This window comes from Psychrobacter sp. NPDC078929 (assembly GCF_050267985.1).
Taxonomy (GTDB): Bacteria; Pseudomonadota; Gammaproteobacteria; order Pseudomonadales; family Moraxellaceae; genus Psychrobacter.
In genome coordinates this window covers 44,119-63,959 of the sequence record NZ_JBNNFX010000013.1, presented here as the reverse complement: position 1 = coordinate 63,959, position 19,841 = coordinate 44,119, and the positions used below count along the sequence as shown (strand labels likewise).

The 19,841-nt window shown below is 44.4% G+C and carries 18 protein-coding genes; 6 read left to right on the top strand and 12 right to left on the bottom strand.

The features are described 5' to 3' along the window. Window positions 1-32: 32 nt before the first annotated feature. The gene (locus ACQKCG_RS08780) at window positions 33-608 is read left to right on the top strand and encodes a GNAT family N-acetyltransferase (protein ID WP_101205207.1); all 576 of its coding nucleotides are present in this window, start codon (window positions 33-35) and stop codon (window positions 606-608) included. 28 nt (window positions 609-636) lie between these two features. Here the strand turns inward: ACQKCG_RS08780 and ACQKCG_RS08775 are convergent, their stop codons facing one another. From ACQKCG_RS08775 to ACQKCG_RS08750, 6 genes are all read right to left on the bottom strand, one after another. After that, window positions 637-1,308 carry a class I SAM-dependent methyltransferase gene (locus ACQKCG_RS08775; RefSeq protein ID WP_101205206.1) on the bottom strand — a complete coding sequence of 224 codons (672 nt, stop codon included), beginning with the start codon at window positions 1,306-1,308 and terminating at the stop codon, window positions 637-639. 419 nt (window positions 1,309-1,727) lie between these two features. Further along, entirely contained in the window at window positions 1,728-2,342 is a 615-nt protein-coding gene (locus ACQKCG_RS08770) for a hypothetical protein (RefSeq protein WP_101205205.1), read from the bottom strand. 62 nt (window positions 2,343-2,404) lie between these two features. Then, the gene (locus ACQKCG_RS08765) at window positions 2,405-3,034 is read right to left on the bottom strand and encodes a hypothetical protein (protein WP_101205204.1); all 630 of its coding nucleotides are present in this window, start codon (window positions 3,032-3,034) and stop codon (window positions 2,405-2,407) included. Window positions 3,035-3,158: 124 nt separating this feature from the next. Beyond that, window positions 3,159-3,908, bottom strand: coding sequence for a PhnD/SsuA/transferrin family substrate-binding protein (locus tag ACQKCG_RS08760; protein WP_101205203.1), 750 nt, complete (start codon window positions 3,906-3,908; stop codon window positions 3,159-3,161). 3 nt (window positions 3,909-3,911) lie between these two features. Next, entirely contained in the window at window positions 3,912-4,406 is a 495-nt protein-coding gene (locus ACQKCG_RS08755) for a PAS domain-containing protein (RefSeq protein ID WP_101205202.1), read from the bottom strand. 177 nt (window positions 4,407-4,583) lie between these two features. Beyond that, window positions 4,584-4,946 carry a roadblock/LC7 domain-containing protein gene (locus tag ACQKCG_RS08750; protein ID WP_101205201.1) on the bottom strand — a complete coding sequence of 121 codons (363 nt, stop codon included), beginning with the start codon at window positions 4,944-4,946 and terminating at the stop codon, window positions 4,584-4,586. 622 nt (window positions 4,947-5,568) lie between these two features. On the opposite strand from ACQKCG_RS08750, the gene gdhA reads away from it, so the two are divergent. Then, a complete protein-coding gene (gdhA, locus tag ACQKCG_RS08745) occupies window positions 5,569-6,915 on the top strand; it encodes an NADP-specific glutamate dehydrogenase (RefSeq protein WP_101205200.1) in 1,347 nt (448 codons plus the stop codon). Between the two features lie 114 nt (window positions 6,916-7,029). Here the strand turns inward: gdhA and hutI are convergent, their stop codons facing one another. The 5 genes from hutI to hutU all read right to left on the bottom strand — a co-directional run bounded on the left by hutI (window position 7,030) and on the right by hutU (window position 14,438). Beyond that, a complete protein-coding gene (hutI, locus tag ACQKCG_RS08740; RefSeq protein WP_101205199.1) occupies window positions 7,030-8,355 on the bottom strand; it encodes an imidazolonepropionase in 1,326 nt (441 codons plus the stop codon). Between the two features lie 57 nt (window positions 8,356-8,412). Beyond that, on the bottom strand, window positions 8,413-9,471 hold the full coding sequence (hutG, locus tag ACQKCG_RS08735) for a formimidoylglutamase (RefSeq protein ID WP_101205198.1): 1,059 nt from the start codon (window positions 9,469-9,471) through the stop codon (window positions 8,413-8,415). A gap of 23 nt (window positions 9,472-9,494) precedes the next feature. Beyond that, window positions 9,495-11,057: a histidine ammonia-lyase gene (gene hutH / locus ACQKCG_RS08730; RefSeq protein WP_101205197.1), complete on the bottom strand. Its 1,563-nt coding sequence runs from the start codon at window positions 11,055-11,057 to the stop codon at window positions 9,495-9,497. A 226-nt stretch (window positions 11,058-11,283) separates the two neighbouring features. Continuing rightward, window positions 11,284-12,648, bottom strand: coding sequence for a YjiH family protein (locus tag ACQKCG_RS08725; RefSeq protein ID WP_198551531.1), 1,365 nt, complete (start codon window positions 12,646-12,648; stop codon window positions 11,284-11,286). A gap of 71 nt (window positions 12,649-12,719) precedes the next feature. Next, window positions 12,720-14,438 carry a urocanate hydratase gene (hutU, locus tag ACQKCG_RS08720; RefSeq protein ID WP_101205196.1) on the bottom strand — a complete coding sequence of 573 codons (1,719 nt, stop codon included), beginning with the start codon at window positions 14,436-14,438 and terminating at the stop codon, window positions 12,720-12,722. Window positions 14,439-14,823: 385 nt separating this feature from the next. On the opposite strand from hutU, the gene ACQKCG_RS08715 reads away from it, so the two are divergent. The 4 genes from ACQKCG_RS08715 to ACQKCG_RS08700 all read left to right on the top strand — a co-directional run bounded on the left by ACQKCG_RS08715 (window position 14,824) and on the right by ACQKCG_RS08700 (window position 18,624). Beyond that, window positions 14,824-15,597: a UTRA domain-containing protein gene (locus ACQKCG_RS08715; protein ID WP_101205195.1), complete on the top strand. Its 774-nt coding sequence runs from the start codon at window positions 14,824-14,826 to the stop codon at window positions 15,595-15,597. 447 nt (window positions 15,598-16,044) lie between these two features. Beyond that, window positions 16,045-16,881 carry an amino acid ABC transporter substrate-binding protein gene (locus ACQKCG_RS08710; RefSeq protein ID WP_101205194.1) on the top strand — a complete coding sequence of 279 codons (837 nt, stop codon included), beginning with the start codon at window positions 16,045-16,047 and terminating at the stop codon, window positions 16,879-16,881. Window positions 16,882-16,895: 14 nt separating this feature from the next. Then, window positions 16,896-17,639: an amino acid ABC transporter permease gene (locus tag ACQKCG_RS08705; RefSeq protein WP_057762590.1), complete on the top strand. Its 744-nt coding sequence runs from the start codon at window positions 16,896-16,898 to the stop codon at window positions 17,637-17,639. Window positions 17,640-17,880: 241 nt separating this feature from the next. Beyond that, a complete protein-coding gene (locus ACQKCG_RS08700) occupies window positions 17,881-18,624 on the top strand; it encodes an amino acid ABC transporter ATP-binding protein (protein WP_057761251.1) in 744 nt (247 codons plus the stop codon). A gap of 113 nt (window positions 18,625-18,737) precedes the next feature. Here ACQKCG_RS08700 and ACQKCG_RS08695 read toward each other — a convergent pair whose 3' ends face one another. Beyond that, a complete protein-coding gene (locus ACQKCG_RS08695) occupies window positions 18,738-19,691 on the bottom strand; it encodes a DMT family transporter (RefSeq protein ID WP_101205193.1) in 954 nt (317 codons plus the stop codon). Window positions 19,692-19,841: the final 150 nt, after the last annotated feature.

The window sequence follows — 19,841 nt, the reverse complement described above, 5'->3', positions numbered from 1 at the left end:
GATTTTTAACAGTATTCCTTCTGAACAATAAAATGCGAGAGAATAAAATTATAAATACGATAGAAACCGAACGACTGTATCTCAGACAGTGGCAAGCGAGCGACTTTGCGCCATTCGCTGAGATGAACGCTAACCCTAAAGTAATGGCATATTTTCCTAAGTTATTGACTACTTCCATGAGTAATACTATCGCCAAAAAATGCCAGTCGCTAATTGATGATAATGGGTGGGGTTTTTGGGCGGTGAGTCTAAAAGAGACAGATGCTTTTATCGGTATGGTTGGATTAAATAACGCGAATGCCGATATGCCGTTTTCTCCTGCTGTCGAGATTGCTTGGCGCTTAGATAATGACTATTGGGGATTAGGGTATGCGACTGAAGCTGCCCGAGCATCTCTGAATTTTGCCTTTGTTGAGTTAGGGATTGAGGAAGTAGTTTCATTTACAGCAGTCATTAATAAGCGCTCACAATTGGTTATGGAGCGCCTTGGTATGACCAATACACAAGAAAACTTCTATCACCCTATGATTAATCCTAATCATCGGCTCGCTGAGCATGTGCTGTACAAAATGACTCGGCAGCAGTGGCAAGATGCTGTGCTCACTTAGTTGCATTAACGGTTGTCTTTTACTCTGTTTAGCTACTATTATCACGCGAAAACGTCAGAATATGCCCTTTAAATGGTAAGTCTAGATAAGTCGTATTTTCAGGTTTGACATGCTTACTGCTAAAGCCAAACTCAGCCATCTTATTGGTTAGCTTGTTTTTACGACCGCGACCAGGATCGACCACGATGACCTCGCAAGTCGGCATAGCGTGGCGGTCAATAAACTCGGCTAATATATCAATGTGTTGGTCTTCATAGAGCAAGTCACTGCCGATAATCATATCAAACTTACCAAGGTGGCTATTGTCCTCTGCCCAATCTAAACGCTCAAAATTAATCTCTTTATTATTATTCAGCGTGGTATTTCTATCAAGGAAATACTCAACCGTTGGATGGTAGTCAGTCGCTGTGATGTCCGCATGTCTATGATTCAGTAGCAGACTAGAGAGAGCCATACCGCAGCCAACTTCCAAAATACGTTTACCTGTAATGTCATAATCGAGCATATGATTGGCCAGCACTAAGCTTGACGGCCATATCACCCCAAACATCGGCCAAGAAGCAGAGCAGATGCCCAGATTTAACGCTTCATCGTCAGGGTCACTAAATTGTTGATTGTCACGTAGTGTGCAAACATGAATGTCGGTATTGCCAATTTCAATTGTTTGATAACGCACGCGCACAGTGGTCAGCGAAGTCATAAACTGTCCTAAAAAATAAGCAAGAATGCAAGGTTTGGCAGGGGTTGCCGATTTCGGTAGGGTACGACGTTGGAAAAGATAATTAAAATATTGGAAGCTATATAGATGTTTGAACGGTTAGATATTTATGGCAACTTAAGTCGTGGCAAGAAAATACTTAAGTGTATGAGGAGAGTATGGCCTAAATTCTGACAAGTTATTGTTAATTTTGAGAGTATTGTTATTGCTGCGTAGAGTTGGCTGATATCAGGGAGTGATATAGATAAAAATGGTACGAAAAAGATTTGCATGAGCATAAGCAGTGCGCTTGATTTTAGCTAAGCGCACTGCTTATGCTTGCGTAAAAGATCGAGCTTGAGCATCAAATCAGACGATGCAACGAAATGAATTAAGCGAGTTAAGTCAGTTAAGAGATCTCCTTAGTTAAGAAATCTCAATCCAGAGGTTTTGAGTGCCCATACCAGCTCGACAAAGGCACGACTGTTGGTCAGAGGTTCGCCATCGATGATAAGGACGTAGCCTGCATTATCTATCCATAAAAATACAAAGCTGGTCTCAGGAATGAGTAGGTCGACCTGCTGAAAAAACGAGATTGCCTGACTCTCTACTGCCCAACCACGTTGCTTTTGGCGGAGCATAAAGCCTGAAAAATCAGCGGCGGCGACACTGAGCATGTCTGCTTCTTCTTGACTATAGCCAACTCGCGCTAAACAAAACCCTTCATCAGAGCCGATCGCGGCACGGCGTTTACCAGATAAGCTCGCCACGACATAAGGCAAAAACTGGTCCAATGGTAAGTTAGGCGCTGGTAAAAATAGTGACAGTTTTTCAATCCAGCCTTGTTCGATAAAACTCTGTAGCCAGTCATTAGAATAACGCTGAAGCCAGTCAGCAGCGAGCAGTGTCTGATCATAAGACAGCAAATCCTGTAATGCCAACTGCTCATCAGTCGGTTCGTTCTGTGAAAACGCTTCAAAAATACCAGCTGGCGTCAGGGTAAGATAGGTTTTATCAGCATTTAAGTAAGAAGACATAGCGGCTACCATAGTGATGAAAGGGTGATAAAAAATATTTAAGGTTATAAACGAATGACAATCTATCGTGTAGTAGAAGGTCTAATAGTTTGATCGAGATGTTGTTGGCAGTTGTCCCAGCGCGCATCGAACTGCCAATCACTTCTACCCAAACGGAACCATACCAACGAAAATGCGAGACGATCATTGCGCGCAGTACAATGGGCAAAAAACTCATTTTCGATTTGCTCAATCGTACCCCAGTCTTCGTCCTCACGCGCTTGCATCAGCTCAGTGGTGATGTCTTTAGCGATTTCTCGGGCATCGTCGCTGCTGATACGTAGTCGTTGCTTTTGCTCATTGAGAGAAGGGGATACCAGCACACTCCAACGAGTGGCCAACATACTATTGCGCTGGATGTATCTTTTTTTATCAATACAATCACGAAAGCCTTGCTGGACATGAGGATACAAACGATCTTTGATACGAGTAAATAGGTTATTTACATCGTATGGAATATCAAACCAGCAACCATAAAAAAAGTCAGCCACTGCACCCTGTAGCGGTTCTTTCTCGGTCAATAACAAAGCTGCATTGATACGCTGCTCATGAAAATGACGGTTGTTGGGTGCCAAAAATACTTTACGAGAGTAAAACCGAAATACTCGGTGCGCGACTCTTTCATTTTCTTTGATCAGGTCTGAATCAGACATAATAATACTCTCCTGTCATCGCTATTATTACGACGGTGCTTGCTTCAGTGATAATGATGTCATACGACAAGCGATGATGTAATCCAGAGAAATAGCGCTTGATATCAATATAATGATTGAGCGACTAATCCAATAACGTTTGCATCAAATCAATCATAAATTCGGCATCTTCTTCGCTCATTGGCTCAAACCCTTGAGGCATACCAAGCTCAGCCAATGCTTCTTTACCATCGTCATCGTTGTGCAAATTGAGGATGGCCTCTAGGAAGATTTGTGCATCGGGAAAGTCTTCTTTAACAAGGAGTACATGACTGATATCAGCCAAGTCACTTTCGATAAGTACTGATAGCTGAGTCTTGGTCAAGCGTGAGAAGCTATGAAATATCTCTGCCAAAAAGAACGCGACTTGGGCTTCACCTTTAATGACTTTTCGGGCAGCCGCTTGATAGGTCTCGGTCACATCCCAGTTGAGATCAGACGCTTCTATATCGACGGCTTCTAGCAAGCGCAAGCCAATCAGTTTGACATCTCGGTTGTCGGCCATCGCGACAGTAGCCCCTGCTTGAATGTCTTCCAAACGGCTGATAGTGCTATTGGCAGCGGCTGCAATGATCATCTCGTCAGATTTACCGATAGGTCGGGCAATGGCTCGATAGCCTTGCTCGCGGATGAGAGTGGCTGCATCAAAAGGGTTGGCATAAATGATTTGAATGTCACCGGCACTAATGACCTGCTCTTGCTCAGCGTGAGAGGCAGGGATATTGAGATGCATGTTTAAGTTGGCACGTTTTTGAATCAAGGTGTTGAACATGTGCCAGCCTGCAAAGCGATCAGGCGAAAAATCAGGGGCGATTAACATATTGTGTGTCGTCATGAGTTAGCCTTCCTCATCTTGTTTCATTTGGGCATATTGAGTCATCGCCGCTTCAATTTTGCTGCGTGATGGTTTGCGTCGTACCGAGGTGTAGCCGACGGTTTCACCGCGACGCACGTTAGGCACCACAGTGGCATAGACCCAATAATGACTGCCGTCTTTGCATAAGTTTTTGACATAGCCATGCCACTTTTGTCCAGACTCGGCAGTACTCCATAAGTCTTTATAGGCAGCTTTTGGCATATCAGGATGACGCAAAATATAGTGCTGTTGGCCAATCAATTCATCTACATGATAGCCACTGATTTCGACAAAGGCGTCGTTGACGTGAGTGATGATACCGTCGAGATTGGTACGCGAGACAATCAGTTTGCCATCTGGGTAGGGGCGCTCTATACCAGTATCATAGACAGTCCGTGACGTGCCATCATGATAAGTCATCGTGATTTGCTCAGCAGGCATATCGGGTTTGTGTGCATCAGGGATTGGAGAACCCATGGTCATCTCCTTCGTTGATCGTTATATCGTCAATCCTCTATAAATTGAACACGGTGTCAGCCTTGCTTAGTCTACTACTTGTAGTACTCTCACTCGGCTTTCTTGCGTTCAAATTATATTGAACCGACTATGTTTATAGTGATTAAAAAGCTAATAAGTTCGATAAGCAGTCGCTAATCAAATGAGCTTTGCCAATGCTTCTGAAGCACGCTTAATATCTAGGAATATCAAGCCAAGCTTGGCGTTGGGTTTTGCCATGATGGTAAGTACGGCTTCATCGCCTGATGAGGTCATGATGACATAGCCTTTCTCGCCTTGAATCATAATGCGATCGATACTACCGCGTGCCAACTCGCGTCCTGCACGATCACCCAATGATAATAATGCTGCTGACATAGCACCCACGCGATCTTCATCCACGCCGATTGGTAGAGCTGAAGCAATCATAAGACCATCGTTAGAGATTAGCGCAGATGCTTCAACATCTGCTGATGAACTGTTTAAGTCTTCCAATATCTGCTGAAATGAATCTGTACGCATATCGCTTTCTCTGTACTGGTGATTGGTTTTTTATTTATGAACTAATGAAGTTAGTCAAAAATATTCTTGTTTAAAGAAAGGTATTATAAATCCTTACTAATAATATTGATATACATTTGCCCAATTAAAAGTAAATTTTTTGGACTTTTGTGCCTTTTGTCGTCAAATCATTACCCCTTATCTTTATTTTTTCGAGGAAAATGGTGGTTTTTTATTATGTCTAATCGATGAGCGGTTGAAGACCTAGCAAGATCCTTGGTATTTTTTTGAATAGAGGTATTCTTTGTAACTATAGATTAATGTCCACCATTGCTATCAAACGGAGCCGCTGAAATTTAGCTAATAAAAATCGCTTATAGATTCTTATGATGAAGATATTTACTAGACTTATAAGTCTCAAAAATGATATACAGTCATGAGGGGATAAATGTTGACACTTCTAAATGCGTTATAAAAATACAAATTGAGTCAGCTTTTTTGATCCTATCAGTCTCTATACATAATCTTGTATAGGGGCGATTTCAGTTTTACATCAACGTTTATAATCCTTTTGTTTACTCAATATGTTGTAGCGTCGATGTAAATAATTACTATCACCAGTTTTATCCTAAGGAAGAAATACATGAGCATCAGTGAAGCCATCCAAAAAGTCGAAGCACGTTATGCCCATCAGCCCGAATTCATTCAAGCAGTAAAAGAGGTGGCAATTACGATTCAACCTTTATACGATGCGCATCCTGAATATAGTACGTTAAAGGTATTCGAGCGTTTGGTAGAGCCTGATCGGGTATTTGGTTTTCGTATCAATTGGGAAGATGATAAAGGCGACGTGCAAGTCAATCGTGGCTGGCGTGTGCAGTTCTGTAATGCTTTGGGCCCTTATAAAGGCGGTCTTAGATTCCATCCTACCGTCAATCAGTCGGTATTAAAGTTCTTAGGCTTTGAGCAAATCTTTAAAAATGCCCTAACTGGTTTGCCTATTGGTGGCGGTAAAGGTGGGTCAGATTTTGATCCTAAAGGTAAAACGGACAGTGAGATTCGCCGTTTTTGCTATGCCTTTATGCGTGAGCTACATCATTACGTGAGCAAAGACATGGATGTGCCTGCTGGTGACATCGGCGTCGGTGGTCGAGAAGTTAGCTATATGTTTGCGATGTATAAGAATTTAACGCGTGAATCAACAGGGGTTATCACTGGCAAAGGCGTGGGCTTTGGTGGCAGCTTGATGCGTACAGAGGCGACTGGCTACGGTGCAGTCTACTTCTTAGAAAATATGCTCATCGCTCAGAACGATAAGCTTCAAGGCAAAAAGGTGCTGATATCAGGAGCAGGTAATGTCTCATTACATGCTGCCGAAAAAGTGAATGCGCTAGGTGGTATGGCAATAACTGTCTCTGATTCACAAGGGACGTTGCATGATGAAAATGGTCTCAATCAAGAAAAAATTGATTGGCTCAAAAAACAAAAGCAGCAAAACAAGCCTTTAGCAGAGTATGTTGATGTTTATGGTGGCGAGTGGCTTGCCAAACAGAAACCGTGGCAGTTTGAAGCTGATATTGCGATTCCATGCGCTACTCAAAATGAAGTCAATGAAGCTGATGCCAAATTATTGGTCGAAAATGGCGTGAAGTATGTGGTGGAAGGCGCTAATATGCCGCTCACTGCGGAAGCAATTGATTGTATCCGTTTGCACCGTGTTCATTATGCACCTGGTAAAGCTGCTAATGCGGGCGGGGTAGCAGTATCTGCGCTTGAAATGTCGCAAAACTCTGTCCGTCAATATCAAACCTTTGAGCAAGTCGATGAGCGTTTAAAAGGTATTATGAAAGATATCCACGACAGTGCTGCGAATGCTTCAGAACAATATGGTCAAACTGACAATGGTTATGTCGATTATATGGCTGGTGCCAATATGGTTGGCTTCAAACGTGTGGCTGATGCGTTGGTCGCTTTTGGTATTTTGAACTAGTCTTACTTATAAGTGGTAAACAAGCCTTAGTGGTTGGTTAATATGGACAAATAGCAAAGCCCCAATCATTGAATGGTTGGGGCTTTTTAATTGAGATAAACAAAGGTAGATTGATTATATTGTGTCGCGCCATTGTCCTTGAACCATGATGCCTTGGATGGGATTTAGCCCCATCTGATAGGCCAAGTCAGCAGGACGAGCGATATTCCATAGCGCTAAATCGGCATCACAGCCGACTTCTATTTTTCCTTTATTAGGTAGACCCAATGCTTGTGCTGCGTGAACAGTAACTCCTGCCAAAACCTCTTCAGTGGTTAAGTAAAATAGCGTACAGCCCATATTCATCGTCAATAACAGCGACGTCAACGGTGAGGTGCCGGGGTTACAATCAGTTGAAATTGCCATAGGGACGTGATGCTTGCGCAGTGCCTCAATCGGTGGCAGCTTGGTATCACGTAAAGTATAAAACGCTCCGGGCAATATCACCGCAACCGTATTGCTAGCAGCCATTTTCTCTATGTCAGTTTCTGATAAATGTTCTAAATGGTCGCTAGATAGCCCTTTGTATTCGGCAACTAAGGCGCTACCACCAATATCAGATAATTGCTCAGAATGAAGTTTGACTGGCAGGTCTAAGGAGCGTGCAACCTCAAAAACGCGTCTAATCTGATCGCTACTAAACGCAATGTTTTCACAAAAGCCATCGACCGCATCGACTAAGCCTTCTGCATGCAGGATTGATAGCCACTCGCAGACTTGCTCGATATAGTCGTCGGTACGGTCTTGCAAGTGAGACTTATATTCAGGTGGTAAGGCGTGCGCTGCAAGATACGTGGTGCTGACGTGGATGTCGTATTTTTCGCCAAGCTGGCGCGCGACGGTAAGCATTTTGCGCTCAGTGTCTAAGTCGAGACCATAACCTGACTTGATTTCGATGCTGGTGACGCCTTCTTTCATTAGCGCGACTAGACGTTTTTCACTTTGGGAAAATAGCGATTCAATACTGGCGGCGCGGGTGGCACTAACGGTCGCGACAATACCGCCGCCTTGTGCAGCGATGTCTTGGTAACTGGCCCCTTGCAAACGCGCTTCGAATTCATTGCTGCGGTTGCCACCGTAGACAATGTGCGTATGACAATCGATAAGCCCAGGCGTTAGCCATTTGCCATCGGCGTCTGTAACCTGATTGTCTTGATAATGTGGCAGATGCGTCGTGATTTGCTCTTGTGCCCCAATCCATGCAATCTTGCCGTCTTTAATACCGATAGCCGCGTTCTCTAACTGACCATATGGGATACTACGAGCGTCTTCATTCTTATCATTATTAAAACCATAGTGCGCTGAAAACGTCGCAATATTGGCATTGATAATGAGTTGATCAAACGATGTCATAGTAGATTTGTCGAGCGTCTGCTCTTTAAAATTTTCTGATTCATTCATAGTATGCTCCTAATAATTGGGAGGCGAGTAACCTGTTAAGACCTTTTTTTGTAAGAGCTAGCTGACAAGTAAGTGCTGTTCTACAATCGTTGCCAGCAGTCGAGCAGCGACTTTGCAGCTACGACTATCCACATCAAAGGTCGGGTTGATCTCAGCAATATCTGCCATTTTTACTTTGCCTGATGACACAATCAGCTTGACCATACGCTCAACAAAACCAAGCTCAATACCAAAAGCAGCAGGCGCACTGACACCCGGAACGACACTAGAGGGGAGACAGTCCATATCAATAGTGAGATAAATAATATCAACCTGATCTATGAAGCTTTTGACCTGCTCGGCAATTGTGTCCCAAGGTTGATAATGACAGTCTTCATCACTAATAACCTGTACGCCCAGTTGCTCAGCGCGATCAAAGAGCGCGGCGGTATTAGAAAAGTGACTGACGCCAATACAGCAATAATGAAAGGGCTGATCGTGTGCGTCAAGATGCTCGGCAATCTGGCGAAACGGTGTACCAGAGGTTGCTACATCAGACTGACGAATATCAAGATGGGCATCGAAATTAATAATCCCGATAGTAGGCGCTGTGTTTGTGCTGATAGTTGTATCGTTTGCCTTTTCTAAGGCCTGCCATAATCCCAAAAAGCTACCATAAGCAATGGCATGACCACCGCCAAGCCCGATGGGTAATCCACCTTGCTTGACGATAGTGCCCACTGCATCGGCATATTTGATCTGAGCTTGCTCAAGAATACTGTCGGCAAAGCCATCATTATCATCACAATGAATGTCGCCAGCATCACCCAATAAGGTTGATAATTGACTATCAAAACGTTGTTGCAAATCAGCGATGACTGGCAGCGTAGCAAAAGCTCGACGAATCAATGACGGTGCAGCTCTAGCACCCACGCGGCCTTGATTGCGTCTGACGCCTTGATCACAGGCAAAGCCAATTAGCCCAATGTTTTGATCCTTGTAAGGCTGAGCAAGCTGATACCAATAGCGGGCACGCGCATTCTCAAATGACTCTGCACGTCCTGTCCACTGGGTCATATCAGCAGGTGTATGGCTAATGCGTGTGGTCGTCGTTGCTGTTGTTCTCGCTGTTGTCATCGCTGCTCTCCGCACATTAATATTTATTTAGACTCGTACCAATCGCTGCGTAGTGACTGCCAGTGTTCAGCAAGCGTACCGTCTAATACTAACTGCTTGGCCGCTTCGATATCAGGGGCTAGGTAGCGATCTTTGTCATAGAAAGTCACTTGCTCACGTAGTTTTTGATGTGCCACAGTCAACGGCTCTGACGTATCTAGTCCACGATGGAAGTCAATGCCTTGACCAGCAGCTAATAGCTCAATACCAATGATGGTGGCGGTGTTTTGCGCCATCTCGTATAGGCGGCGTGCGCAGTAGGTGGCCATGGATACATGGTCTTCTTGGTTAGCCGAGGTCGGGATACTGTCGACGCTACCAGGATGGGCGATAGATTTGTTTTCTGAAGCCAGTGCTGCTGCGGTTACATGAGCAATCATGAAGCCTGAGTTTACCCCAGCATTATCCACTAAGAATGGCGGTAAGCCACCTGATAGAGTTGCATCGATCAGTAGGGCCACACGGCGCTCAGACATCGAGCCAATCTCAGCGATTGCCAAGGCTAAAATATCCGCGGCAAAAGCGACTGGCTCAGCATGGAAGTTACCACCCGATATGGCGACAGGGCCATCCTCATTATTAAAGATAAGTGGATTGTCAGTTACTGCATTGGATTCAATTAATAAGGTTTTTCCTGCTTGGTTGATGATATCAAGACAGGCACCCATGACTTGCGGCTGACAACGCAGGCAGTAAGGGTCTTGCACTCTATCGTCTTGCTCACCATCATGTGAGGCACGAATAGCGCTACCTTTGATTAATTGACGGTGTGCTTTGGCGATTTCGATTTGACCATGATGGCCACGTACTTCGTGAATACGCGCATCAAATGGTGAGTCTGATCCTTTGGCAGCATCAATTGATAGTGAGCCGACAATAGTGGCGGTCTCAAGTAAATCACGCGCTAAGAAATAACCACGTAATGCTAGAGCAGTTGAGACTTGCGTACCGTTAATCAGTGCAAGGCCTTCTTTGGCTGCAAGAGTAATAGGCTCAAGTCCATGCTTTGCTAGAGCGTCAGCAGCAGGTACTTTTTTGCCAGCAACAAACACATCGCCTTCACCCATCATCGCCAGCGTCATATGTGATAATGGCGCTAAGTCACCAGATGCACCAACTGAACCTTTGGCTGGAATATTGGGTGTGATTTGATTGTTGATTAAGCCAAGTAAACTGTCTACCACTTCGCGGCGTACACCAGAAACACCTTGCGCCAGACTGGCAACTTTCATCACCATAATTAGTCGTACGACGCCTGCAGGGAGAGCTTCACCCGTGCCCACTGAGTGAGAAACGATTAGGTTACGCTGAAGTAGCTCAAGCTGATCATCACTGATACGTGTCTTAGCAAGTAAGCCAAAACCAGTATTGATACCATAAGCGCTTTTATCTCGCGCAATGATGGTACGTACATCTTCGTGCGAGGCATCTATCGCCTCATAAGCGCTCTCAGGTAGTGTCAATATGACAGGCTGCTCGTAGATATCACGTAGCATCTCAAAGCTAAGCTGGCGAGGGTGTAGGGTTAGTTGTTTGATGTCGTTCATAGGGGTAATCCTAGTGTTGTAAGTCACATAGCCATTCCACTATAAAAGTATTACAGCGTTAACCTCGCTTGAAGTATCACATATACATCTACACTCGGTTGCCTTGTACTACTTTTAAATTGAATCGACTATATGGGTTATATTATTTTTGATTCGTATCTTTATTAAAATGAAGTTGTTAAAAGGATTTTAATCAATGCAATATTTATTATTGAGTTTGAGCTTTTTAGCCAATCCAGTTGAAATACATAGCCAGATGTCCGAATGCCGCAGCCAATAAAATACTAAGTACAACGCGCTCGAACCAAATGATGACCATTTTGCCAACAGAGACAGGAATCTCGGTCGCAAGCACACACGGAATCATGGCCGAGAAGAACAGCACACTGCTGATGGAGATTACCCCTGCGACATAGCGTGTCAGAATATCTGCCTCACTTAGCAATAATGCTGGCAAGAACATCTCAGCCAATCCCGCTGACATGCCTTTGGCAGCGACGAGCGGTTCTGGTAAGCCGCCAAGCCATGTAAATGGATAGAGAAGCAAGCCCAAGGCATCGAAAACGGGTGTATATTTTGCTAACAGTAATCCTGTTAAGCCAACAGCTATGATAGAAGGCACAATAGCGGCTGCCATCGTTAGACCGTCACGAAAGTTAGACCACAAGATTTGTTTGAGGTCAGTGGCACGGCGCGAAGTGGATAAACCTACATCAAACGCAGCTGCTAGCCGTGTACCACCTTTATGGTCTAAAGCGGGACGTTCAACGCTATCATCAAAGAGCCTGATAGGCGGAATACGAGCAGTAATCGCAGTAACAATAAAGGTAATCACTAGCGTAGACCAAAAGAACATATTCCAAAATTCCATCAGATCAAGCGTTTTGGCAACAATAACCATAAACGCCGCTGATACAGTCGAAAACCCGGTCGCAATGATAATGGCTTCACGCGCTGAATATTGCTTTTGCAAGTACACACGATTGGTGATGAGTAAGCCAATGGAGTAGCTACCGACAAAGGAAGCTACAGCATCAATCGCTGATGAACCTGGGGTTTTCCAAATAGGTTTCATAATCGGCTGCATGAGCACACCAACCATTTCTAATAAGCCAAAGCCAACCAAGAAGGCCAATATTAGTGCCCCAAGCGGTATAATCATGCCGACTGGTAAGGCCAGTTTTTCAAACAGAAACGGCAGCATGTCCTTTTCCATCATAAAGGTAGGCGCTATGTCAGCCACATACATCACTGCCAACATCAGACCGATGATCTTGAAAGTCGTCATAATCATATGAGTGATATTCTTATGCCACGAGCCGTCGATAAATGGTTTACTCACGCCGTAGAGCATGAGTAAAAACAATAGCGTGACAGATAAAGTATGCTGCTGCGTCACTAAGTAGGTCGCGCCATGATCGAACAATATCGTGCTTTTTTCACCAATGGTAAACGGCACAAAGAACATCACTAGACCGATAGCACTAAAGACAATCAGCTGTATCAGTGCCACAGGCTTTGATAGCAGTTTTTTTGACGATGTCGTTGCATGGCCATCATGCAGATCAGAGGTGGTGTCTTGTTCAATCATATTATCCTCCTTGATAAATAGGCGATTATGTCCTTATGCCTAGCTACAAGCTCATAAGGACAGAGGGCAAATTATTTGAGCATTGGCAGGTTTAAACCATAATCTTTCGCTGTCTTAATCGCCAACTCATAACCAGCATCGGCATGACGCATGACGCCTGAGCCGCAGTCATTGACCAGTACTCTTGACAAGCGTTTGGCTGCGGCATCTGTACCGTCCGCCACGATGACCATGCCTGAATGCTGCGAGTAGCCCATACCGACACCGCCACCATGATGCAGTGATACCCAAGTGGCACCGCCTGCTACGTTCAGCATGCCGTTTAATAGTGCCCAATCAGATACCGCATCTGAGCCATCTTTCATACTTTCTGTTTCGCGGTTTGGACTGGCGACAGAACCTGTGTCTAGGTGATCACGACCAATTACAATTGGGCCTTTTAGCTCACCGTTTTTGACCATCTCATTAAATGCCAAACCTGCCTTGTCACGCTCACCAAGACCTAACCAGCAGATGCGAGCAGGCAAGCCTTGGAACTGAATACGATCTTTTGCCATATCGAGCCAGCGGTGGATATGCTTGTTTTCAGGGAACAGCTCTTTGATTTTTTGATCGGTCTTATAGATGTCTTCTGGATCACCTGATAGCGCTACCCAGCGGAATGGGCCTTTGCCTTGGCAAAATAGCGGACGAATATAAGCAGGGACAAAGCCTGGGAAATTAAAGGCATCTTTGACCCCTTCATCAAAAGCGACCTGACGGATATTATTACCGTAATCAGTCGCTGGAATGTCCATCGCTTGCAAGTCTAAAATCGCTTGGACGTGTACGGCACAAGACTGAGCAGCGGCTTTGGTCAGTGCTGCATGTTGCTCTGGATCTTCTTGAGCAGCTTTCCATTCCTCTACTGTCCAACCGCTTGGTAGATAGCCATTGATCAAGTCATGCGCTGAGGTTTGATCGGTGACCAAGTCAGGCTTCATACCGCCAGCATTAGCACGCTTGACCATCTCAGGCAAGATATCTGCGGCATTACCAAGTAGAGCAATAGAGACGGCTTCGCCCGCGTCCGTATGTTGTTTGATTAACTCATAAGCATGGTCAAGATCGTCTGCTTGCTTGTCGACATAACCCGTGCGCAAACGGAAATCGATACTAGACTGCTGACATTCGATGTTCAATGACGTTGCACCCGCAAAAGTTGCGGCTAGTGGCTGCGCGCCGCCCATACCGCCCAGACCAGCGGTTAAAATCCAACGACCCGCCCAGCTACCGTCATAATGCTGACGACCCGCTTCCACAAAAGTCTCATACGTACCTTGGACGATGCCTTGCGTGCCGATATAAATCCAGCTACCAGCAGTCATTTGACCGTACATAAACAGGTCTTTGCGATCGAGCTCGTTGAAGTGCTCCCACGTTGCCCAACGCGGTACAAGGTTGGAGTTGGCAATCAATACGCGTGGTGCGTTTTCATGTGTTTGAAACACGCCGACTGGCTTACCAGACTGTACTAGCAACGTCTCATCATCTTCTAATTCTTTTAATGACTCTAAGATTTGATCGTAGCTTTCCCAGTTACGGGCTGCGCGTCCGATACCACCATACACGACTAGGCTTTTTGGGTTTTCTGCTACATCAGGATGCAGGTTGTTTTGCAGCATGCGATAAGGGGCTTCGGTCAGCCAGCTTTTGCAATGTAGCGTGCTACCGGTAGGCGCAGCAATATTACGGCTCTCATCGCGGCGAGTCAGTTTAGTCTCTTTGTTGGTTCCGTTGTCAGTAGTCATGATCATATCCTTGTGATAGCGAATAGGGCGATAAAGTCATCAGAGTAAGTGTCTTACAGTCAGTCTAGATATTCATTTACTAAGTATTTATCTACTACTAAGTATTCATCTAAATTCATAAAAATATCGAATCGATAAAGCAAATTTTCTAGCACTGCTGTAAAGTTGTATATACAAATTATCAAAGATACTTTTTTCATGCAAGGTTTTTTTTCATGAGCTGATTATTTTTGTTATTCACTCAGCCGATTTAGATAACACCGAGTGAGATGAACAATCCCCTAGTCAATACTGAACGCTCAGACATTTTGACTAAGGCTTGCACGGTGGTCTCGTGATATTATGTGGTCATTCCTATTAGCAAAACTGACGGTCAAAGGCGGATATGACAAAGACGATTCCGGCGTATCAACGTATAAAAAACGCCATACTAGACAATATTCATTCTGGTAAGTGGCAAGCGGGCAACGCGATTTCGACAGAAATGGCATTGGCTGAAGAGTTTGGTGTGTCACGAATGACGGTCAACCGTGCGCTAAAAGAGCTGAGCGAGGAGCGGGTGTTAGAGCGTCGACAAGGGTCGGGCACGTTTGTCGCGCAGCAACAGTTCAATCATACCTTTGTTGAGGTACGCAACATCGCTGAGGATTTAAAGTCTGCCAATCGTGATTATGAGGCACAGGTCGTGAGTAAGCGTGTTATTACAGCTGATATGCTCGATAATGAATTGTGTCGTAAGTTTGGTATTAGTGAAGGGGCTGTGATTGATGAAGAGGCTACGTCTGTAAACGCGGTTGCTCAGACAGATGCTAGTGATGAAGCTGTCCTGTATGAAGTAAAAATCATTCACTTTGCCGATGGTCAGCCCATACAGTTTGAAGAACGTTGGGTCGATGCCAAAAAAGTGCCGAAGTTTATCGATCAGGATTTTAGTGTGGTCAATACCAGTGATTACTTAATTGCCAAAAGCCCTCTAGAGAGTGGTAGCTATACCATCCGAGCATTGGCAGCGCCAAATGAGATTGCTGAGTTTTTGCAAATTGCGCCGCAGTCACCAACGCTTGTGTTGCGCCGGCAGACCTATTCGGCTGGCCAAGTCGTTACCTTTGTCAAAATGTGGCATGCGGGTGATCGCTATCAGTTCTCAGGCGAATTGTAGCAGATATAGTCAAGCCTATATAAATCCGCTACATCGTTATCCTCGCTAAGCATACTAATGTATAACTTGCACTTGGTTTGCTTGTATCGAAATTATATTGAACTGACTATAGCTTACGTATGCTCACTGATTTTGTACGTTTTTCTGTCTAAAGTGAGATACTATATCCATAAGCTGCTATTTAATAAGATAGCAATTAGCGTTAATTAAACTCGCCAGAATATTTGAACAATCGCTAAAAATTAAAATATAATATAGAAACAGTATTGAAAAATAGCTCAAATAGCCTCAAATCGGGCAACCAAAGCCGAATATCATAGAGGAGCTTATATTGTTCTTCTGTGTCGGCTTGTCCTATTTATTAGCACCGTATATTTTATTAGTGCTGTGTGTCTTATTAGCATTATGCGTTTTTACTTTATTCATTCACTCTTATAAGGACGTCTTATGAAACGTCGTACTCTTTTAGCCCTTGCCGCCAGCACCATGTTCCTTGCCGCTTGTGGTCAATCTGCTACCAACGAAGCCGATACCAGTGCAACTGACAGCGCTGCAACAGGCGGTTCTGATTTGCTACAACGTATCAACAACGGCGGCACTATCAACGTCGGTACAGAGGGTACTTATCCTCCGTTCACGTACCATGATGAGAGTGGCAAACTAACGGGTTATGATGTTGAAGTAACGCGTGCAGTCGCGGATAAATTAGGCGTAGACGTTGAGTTTAAAGAAACCCAATGGGATGCGATGCTAGCTGGTTTGGATTCAAAACGCTTTGATATGGTGGCTAACCAAGTCAGTTTGACCACGCCTGAGCGTAAAGCAAAGTATGACAAATCAATGGCTTATAGCTGGTCAGGTGCGGTTGTATTGGCACCTACTGATGACAACCGTTATAGCTCGTGGGAAGGTCTAAAAGGCCTACGTACGGCGCAATCACTTAGCAGTAACTACGGTGAGCTTGCAGAGCGTTATGGCGCAGAGATCGTTCCTGTCGATGGTATGGCGCAAGCGATTCAGTTAGTGAAGCAAGACCGTGCTGACTTTACGATGAATGACAATCTAGCAGTATTGGATTATCTAAAGAAATTCCCAGATTCTGATCTTGAGATTAAACTGACAGCACCTGCTAGTGAGTTGCGTGGTTCAGGCCTAGTGCTTATCAAAGGTGATGATGAAGTTGTAGCTAAATTAGATGAAGCAATGGCTGAATTGGCGGCTGAAGGTACGCTAACTAAGCTTAGCGAACAGTTCTTTGGTGCTGATATAAGTCAACAAAAATAATGTCAGTTTCTATCATGTCAGCTTCTGTAATGTCTACATCATGGTTCGCGGACTTATTGGCAGTATTGCCATTTATGAGTCCTGATCGAGCGCAGATTGTCATCTCGTCGTTTTGGCCAATGCTCAAGGGCGGTATCTATTATTCGATACCGCTGGCATTGATCTCATTTGCGATTGGTATGGCCATTGCACTGACAGTGGCATTGATTCGTATCATTCCGCGTGCTACTTGGTTCCATGAAATTATCTATCGGCTCGCTCGCGTCTATGTGTCTGCGATTCGCGGTACACCGATGCTGGTTCAGCTATTTATTATTTTCTATGGTCTGCCAAGTGTTGGGGTGAAGCTTGATCCCTTTCCTTCAGCGATTATTGCATTCTCATTGAACATCGGTGCTTATGCATCGGAGACAGTGCGTGCTTCGATTTTATCGATACCAAAAGGACAGTGGGAAGCAGGCTCGACGGTTGGTTTGACGTATCTACAGACTTTTCGTCATGTGATTTTACCGCAGGCGCTTCGAGTGTCGGTGCCGCCGTTATCTAATACCTTTATCAGTCTGGTAAAAGATACCTCACTTGCTTCACTGGTACTGGTCACTGAACTATTTAAACAAGCGCAGATTATCACAGCTCGTAACTATGAGTTTATGCTTGTCTACACAGAAGCGGCAATTATCTACTGGGGTATTTGTCTGTTCTTGACCTTCATCCAAGGCAAGCTTGAAACTAGGCTAGACCGTTATGTAGCAAAATAAGCTACGTAGTAAAATAAGTTATGGCTCAATAGACACTCGCAAATATAGACTAGGGCGTGTCATCATTTAGATAGCGAGGCTTAAAATGAGATAAATAGTAGTCAAATGAGGAAAAAATTGCAGAGAATATAGGTATATTCACAATATTTTTGACGATATTTGACAAGATTTAGCCATTTTAAGACCGCTAAATGATTGAATGGGCTAATTGATGACACGCCCTAGTACAACAGGAATTTTTATGATCAAAGTCACTAATATTCATAAAGCCTTCGGTGGCAATCAGGTGCTAAAAGGCATCGACTTGACCATTAATAAAGGCAAAGTGGTCGTAATATTAGGACCTTCAGGATCGGGTAAAACCACCTTTTTGCGTTGTTTGAATGCGCTAGAGATTCCTGACCAAGGTGTGATTGCTTTTGATGACGATAGCTTGAGCGTGGACTTTGCGACTAAGCCAAGCAAAAAAACGCTACTAGCCTTACAGCGTAAATCAGGTATGGTATTTCAGTCTTATAACTTGTTTCCACATAAGACAGCCATTGAAAACTTGATGCTTGGGCCTACGGTAGTACAGGGGCAAAGCAAAGCGCAAGCCCGTGAGCAGGCATTGGTACTACTAGAGAAAGTTGGACTGTCGGACAAAGCGGATCTCTATCCGTTCCAGTTATCTGGTGGTCAGCAGCAGCGTATTGGTATTGCCCGTGCGCTTGCTATTGAGCCGTCATTATTACTGTTTGATGAGCCAACCTCTGCACTTGATCCAGAGTTGGTACAGGATGTGCTAGAGACAATGAAGCAGCTCGCCTCTGAAGGTTGGACGATGGTCGTAGTGACTCACGAAATCAACTTTGCTCGTGACGTTGCCGATCATGTTGTACTGATTGAGGATGGTCATGTGGTCGAAGAAGGCAGTGCCAAACAGCTCTTTGAGGACTCAAAGCATCCTCGTACGCAGGCATTTTTGCAACGTATTGAGCAGTAAATACGCTTGTTTTTGCGTAAGTAATCAAACAAAAAAGCCCCAATCATGATGCTATGGTTGGGGCTTTTTTTGTCGAAATAAATAGGATATATCTCAAATGAGTAGACAGTAAACTATACTTTTTGTCGTTGTTTTAACCAGCGAGGTACACGAGTGGCGGTACCATTTAATACAGCATTCAACAAAGCCGCCAGTAAGATAAGCGCCACACCCAAATACTGAATCCAAGACAAAGATTGATGTAGTAACAGCATCGCGAGCGCAATCGCAGTCAATGGCTCAAAAATCGTAAATACCGATGCACGAGTGGCGGGCAGCTTCTCCAATGCCTTCATATATAGCCCAAATGGCACGACGGTTCCCAATAATGACAATCCTAAAACATAGCCCCAAGTCATTAAGGGGAGATCTAATAGCTGATCATAAGTGTTATAGGTCTCAGGCAAGAGCAGTAGTACGCCAGCACTAATGATAATGGAAGTGAAAAATACCAAAGGGGCAGGGTGAGCATAATGCATCGCGCGCTTGCCCAATACACCATATAACGAATAACACATCCCGGCTGATAGACCGAGTAAAATACCCCAGTTAACTTTTGCTTGTTCACCTAACATCGTCAATCCAACACCAAATACTGCCATTAGTGCTAGCAACACTGATTTCCGAGTGATGGACTCACTCAGTAAGAATTTTGAGAACAATAAACTAAATACGGGCGCGGTATAGAGTAAGGCAACGGCAGGGCCAGCACCGACATAACTGACCGCAAAAAAATAGCAGACCGACATGCCAAGGACACCTATCAACGACTGCATCGCCAGTCCAAGCCATTGTTTTGGCTGTAACTTGATAAGGTGGGGCCACAGTGTTGGTAGCATGGCTAAGATGATAAAGGCTGCCGTGACGATGCGTAATATGGTTACTTGCCAACCACTAAATCCAATTTGGTTTAGGTAAGTCGAGAATATACCCAATGTACCCCAGCAAATAGCAGCCGTGATGATTTGAATGGTGCCTAGCCATGATTGATGCGAGTGGGTCGTCATTCCGTTGTCGATGTTTGCCATACTGTTTTCTTCTTACGCTCTAAGTGACACAAGATGTTGTAAGATTGCTATTGATACAATCTCTCCAAGCAATACTGAAATAAGAAAAGACAACCTGATTAAAGGCTGTCTTTTGTTTATTCTTTTGAGTCTATCACTAAAAGATAATAA

Coding starts and splice junctions, on each gene's coding strand:
- ACQKCG_RS08760 (WP_101205203.1), bottom strand. CDS start 3,908: ATGACGACACACAATATGTTAATCGCCCCTGATTTTTCGCCTGATCGC.
- ACQKCG_RS08715 (WP_101205195.1), top strand. CDS start 14,824: ATGACAAAGACGATTCCGGCGTATCAACGTATAAAAAACGCCATACTA.
- ACQKCG_RS08755 (WP_101205202.1), bottom strand. CDS start 4,406: ATGGGTTCTCCAATCCCTGATGCACACAAACCCGATATGCCTGCTGAG.
- ACQKCG_RS08770 (WP_101205205.1), bottom strand. CDS start 2,342: ATGTCTTCTTACTTAAATGCTGATAAAACCTATCTTACCCTGACGCCA.
- ACQKCG_RS08710 (WP_101205194.1), top strand. CDS start 16,045: ATGAAACGTCGTACTCTTTTAGCCCTTGCCGCCAGCACCATGTTCCTT.
- hutU (WP_101205196.1), bottom strand. CDS start 14,438: ATGACTACTGACAACGGAACCAACAAAGAGACTAAACTGACTCGCCGC.
- ACQKCG_RS08750 (WP_101205201.1), bottom strand. CDS start 4,946: ATGCGTACAGATTCATTTCAGCAGATATTGGAAGACTTAAACAGTTCA.
- ACQKCG_RS08765 (WP_101205204.1), bottom strand. CDS start 3,034: ATGTCTGATTCAGACCTGATCAAAGAAAATGAAAGAGTCGCGCACCGA.
- hutG (WP_101205198.1), bottom strand. CDS start 9,471: ATGACAACAGCGAGAACAACAGCAACGACGACCACACGCATTAGCCAT.
- ACQKCG_RS08725 (WP_198551531.1), bottom strand. CDS start 12,648: ATGATTGAACAAGACACCACCTCTGATCTGCATGATGGCCATGCAACG.
- ACQKCG_RS08775 (WP_101205206.1), bottom strand. CDS start 1,308: ATGACTTCGCTGACCACTGTGCGCGTGCGTTATCAAACAATTGAAATT.
- hutH (WP_101205197.1), bottom strand. CDS start 11,057: ATGAACGACATCAAACAACTAACCCTACACCCTCGCCAGCTTAGCTTT.
- ACQKCG_RS08695 (WP_101205193.1), bottom strand. CDS start 19,691: ATGGCAAACATCGACAACGGAATGACGACCCACTCGCATCAATCATGG.
- ACQKCG_RS08700 (WP_057761251.1), top strand. CDS start 17,881: ATGATCAAAGTCACTAATATTCATAAAGCCTTCGGTGGCAATCAGGTG.
- gdhA (WP_101205200.1), top strand. CDS start 5,569: ATGAGCATCAGTGAAGCCATCCAAAAAGTCGAAGCACGTTATGCCCAT.
- ACQKCG_RS08780 (WP_101205207.1), top strand. CDS start 33: ATGCGAGAGAATAAAATTATAAATACGATAGAAACCGAACGACTGTAT.
- hutI (WP_101205199.1), bottom strand. CDS start 8,355: ATGAATGAATCAGAAAATTTTAAAGAGCAGACGCTCGACAAATCTACT.
- ACQKCG_RS08705 (WP_057762590.1), top strand. CDS start 16,896: ATGTCAGCTTCTGTAATGTCTACATCATGGTTCGCGGACTTATTGGCA.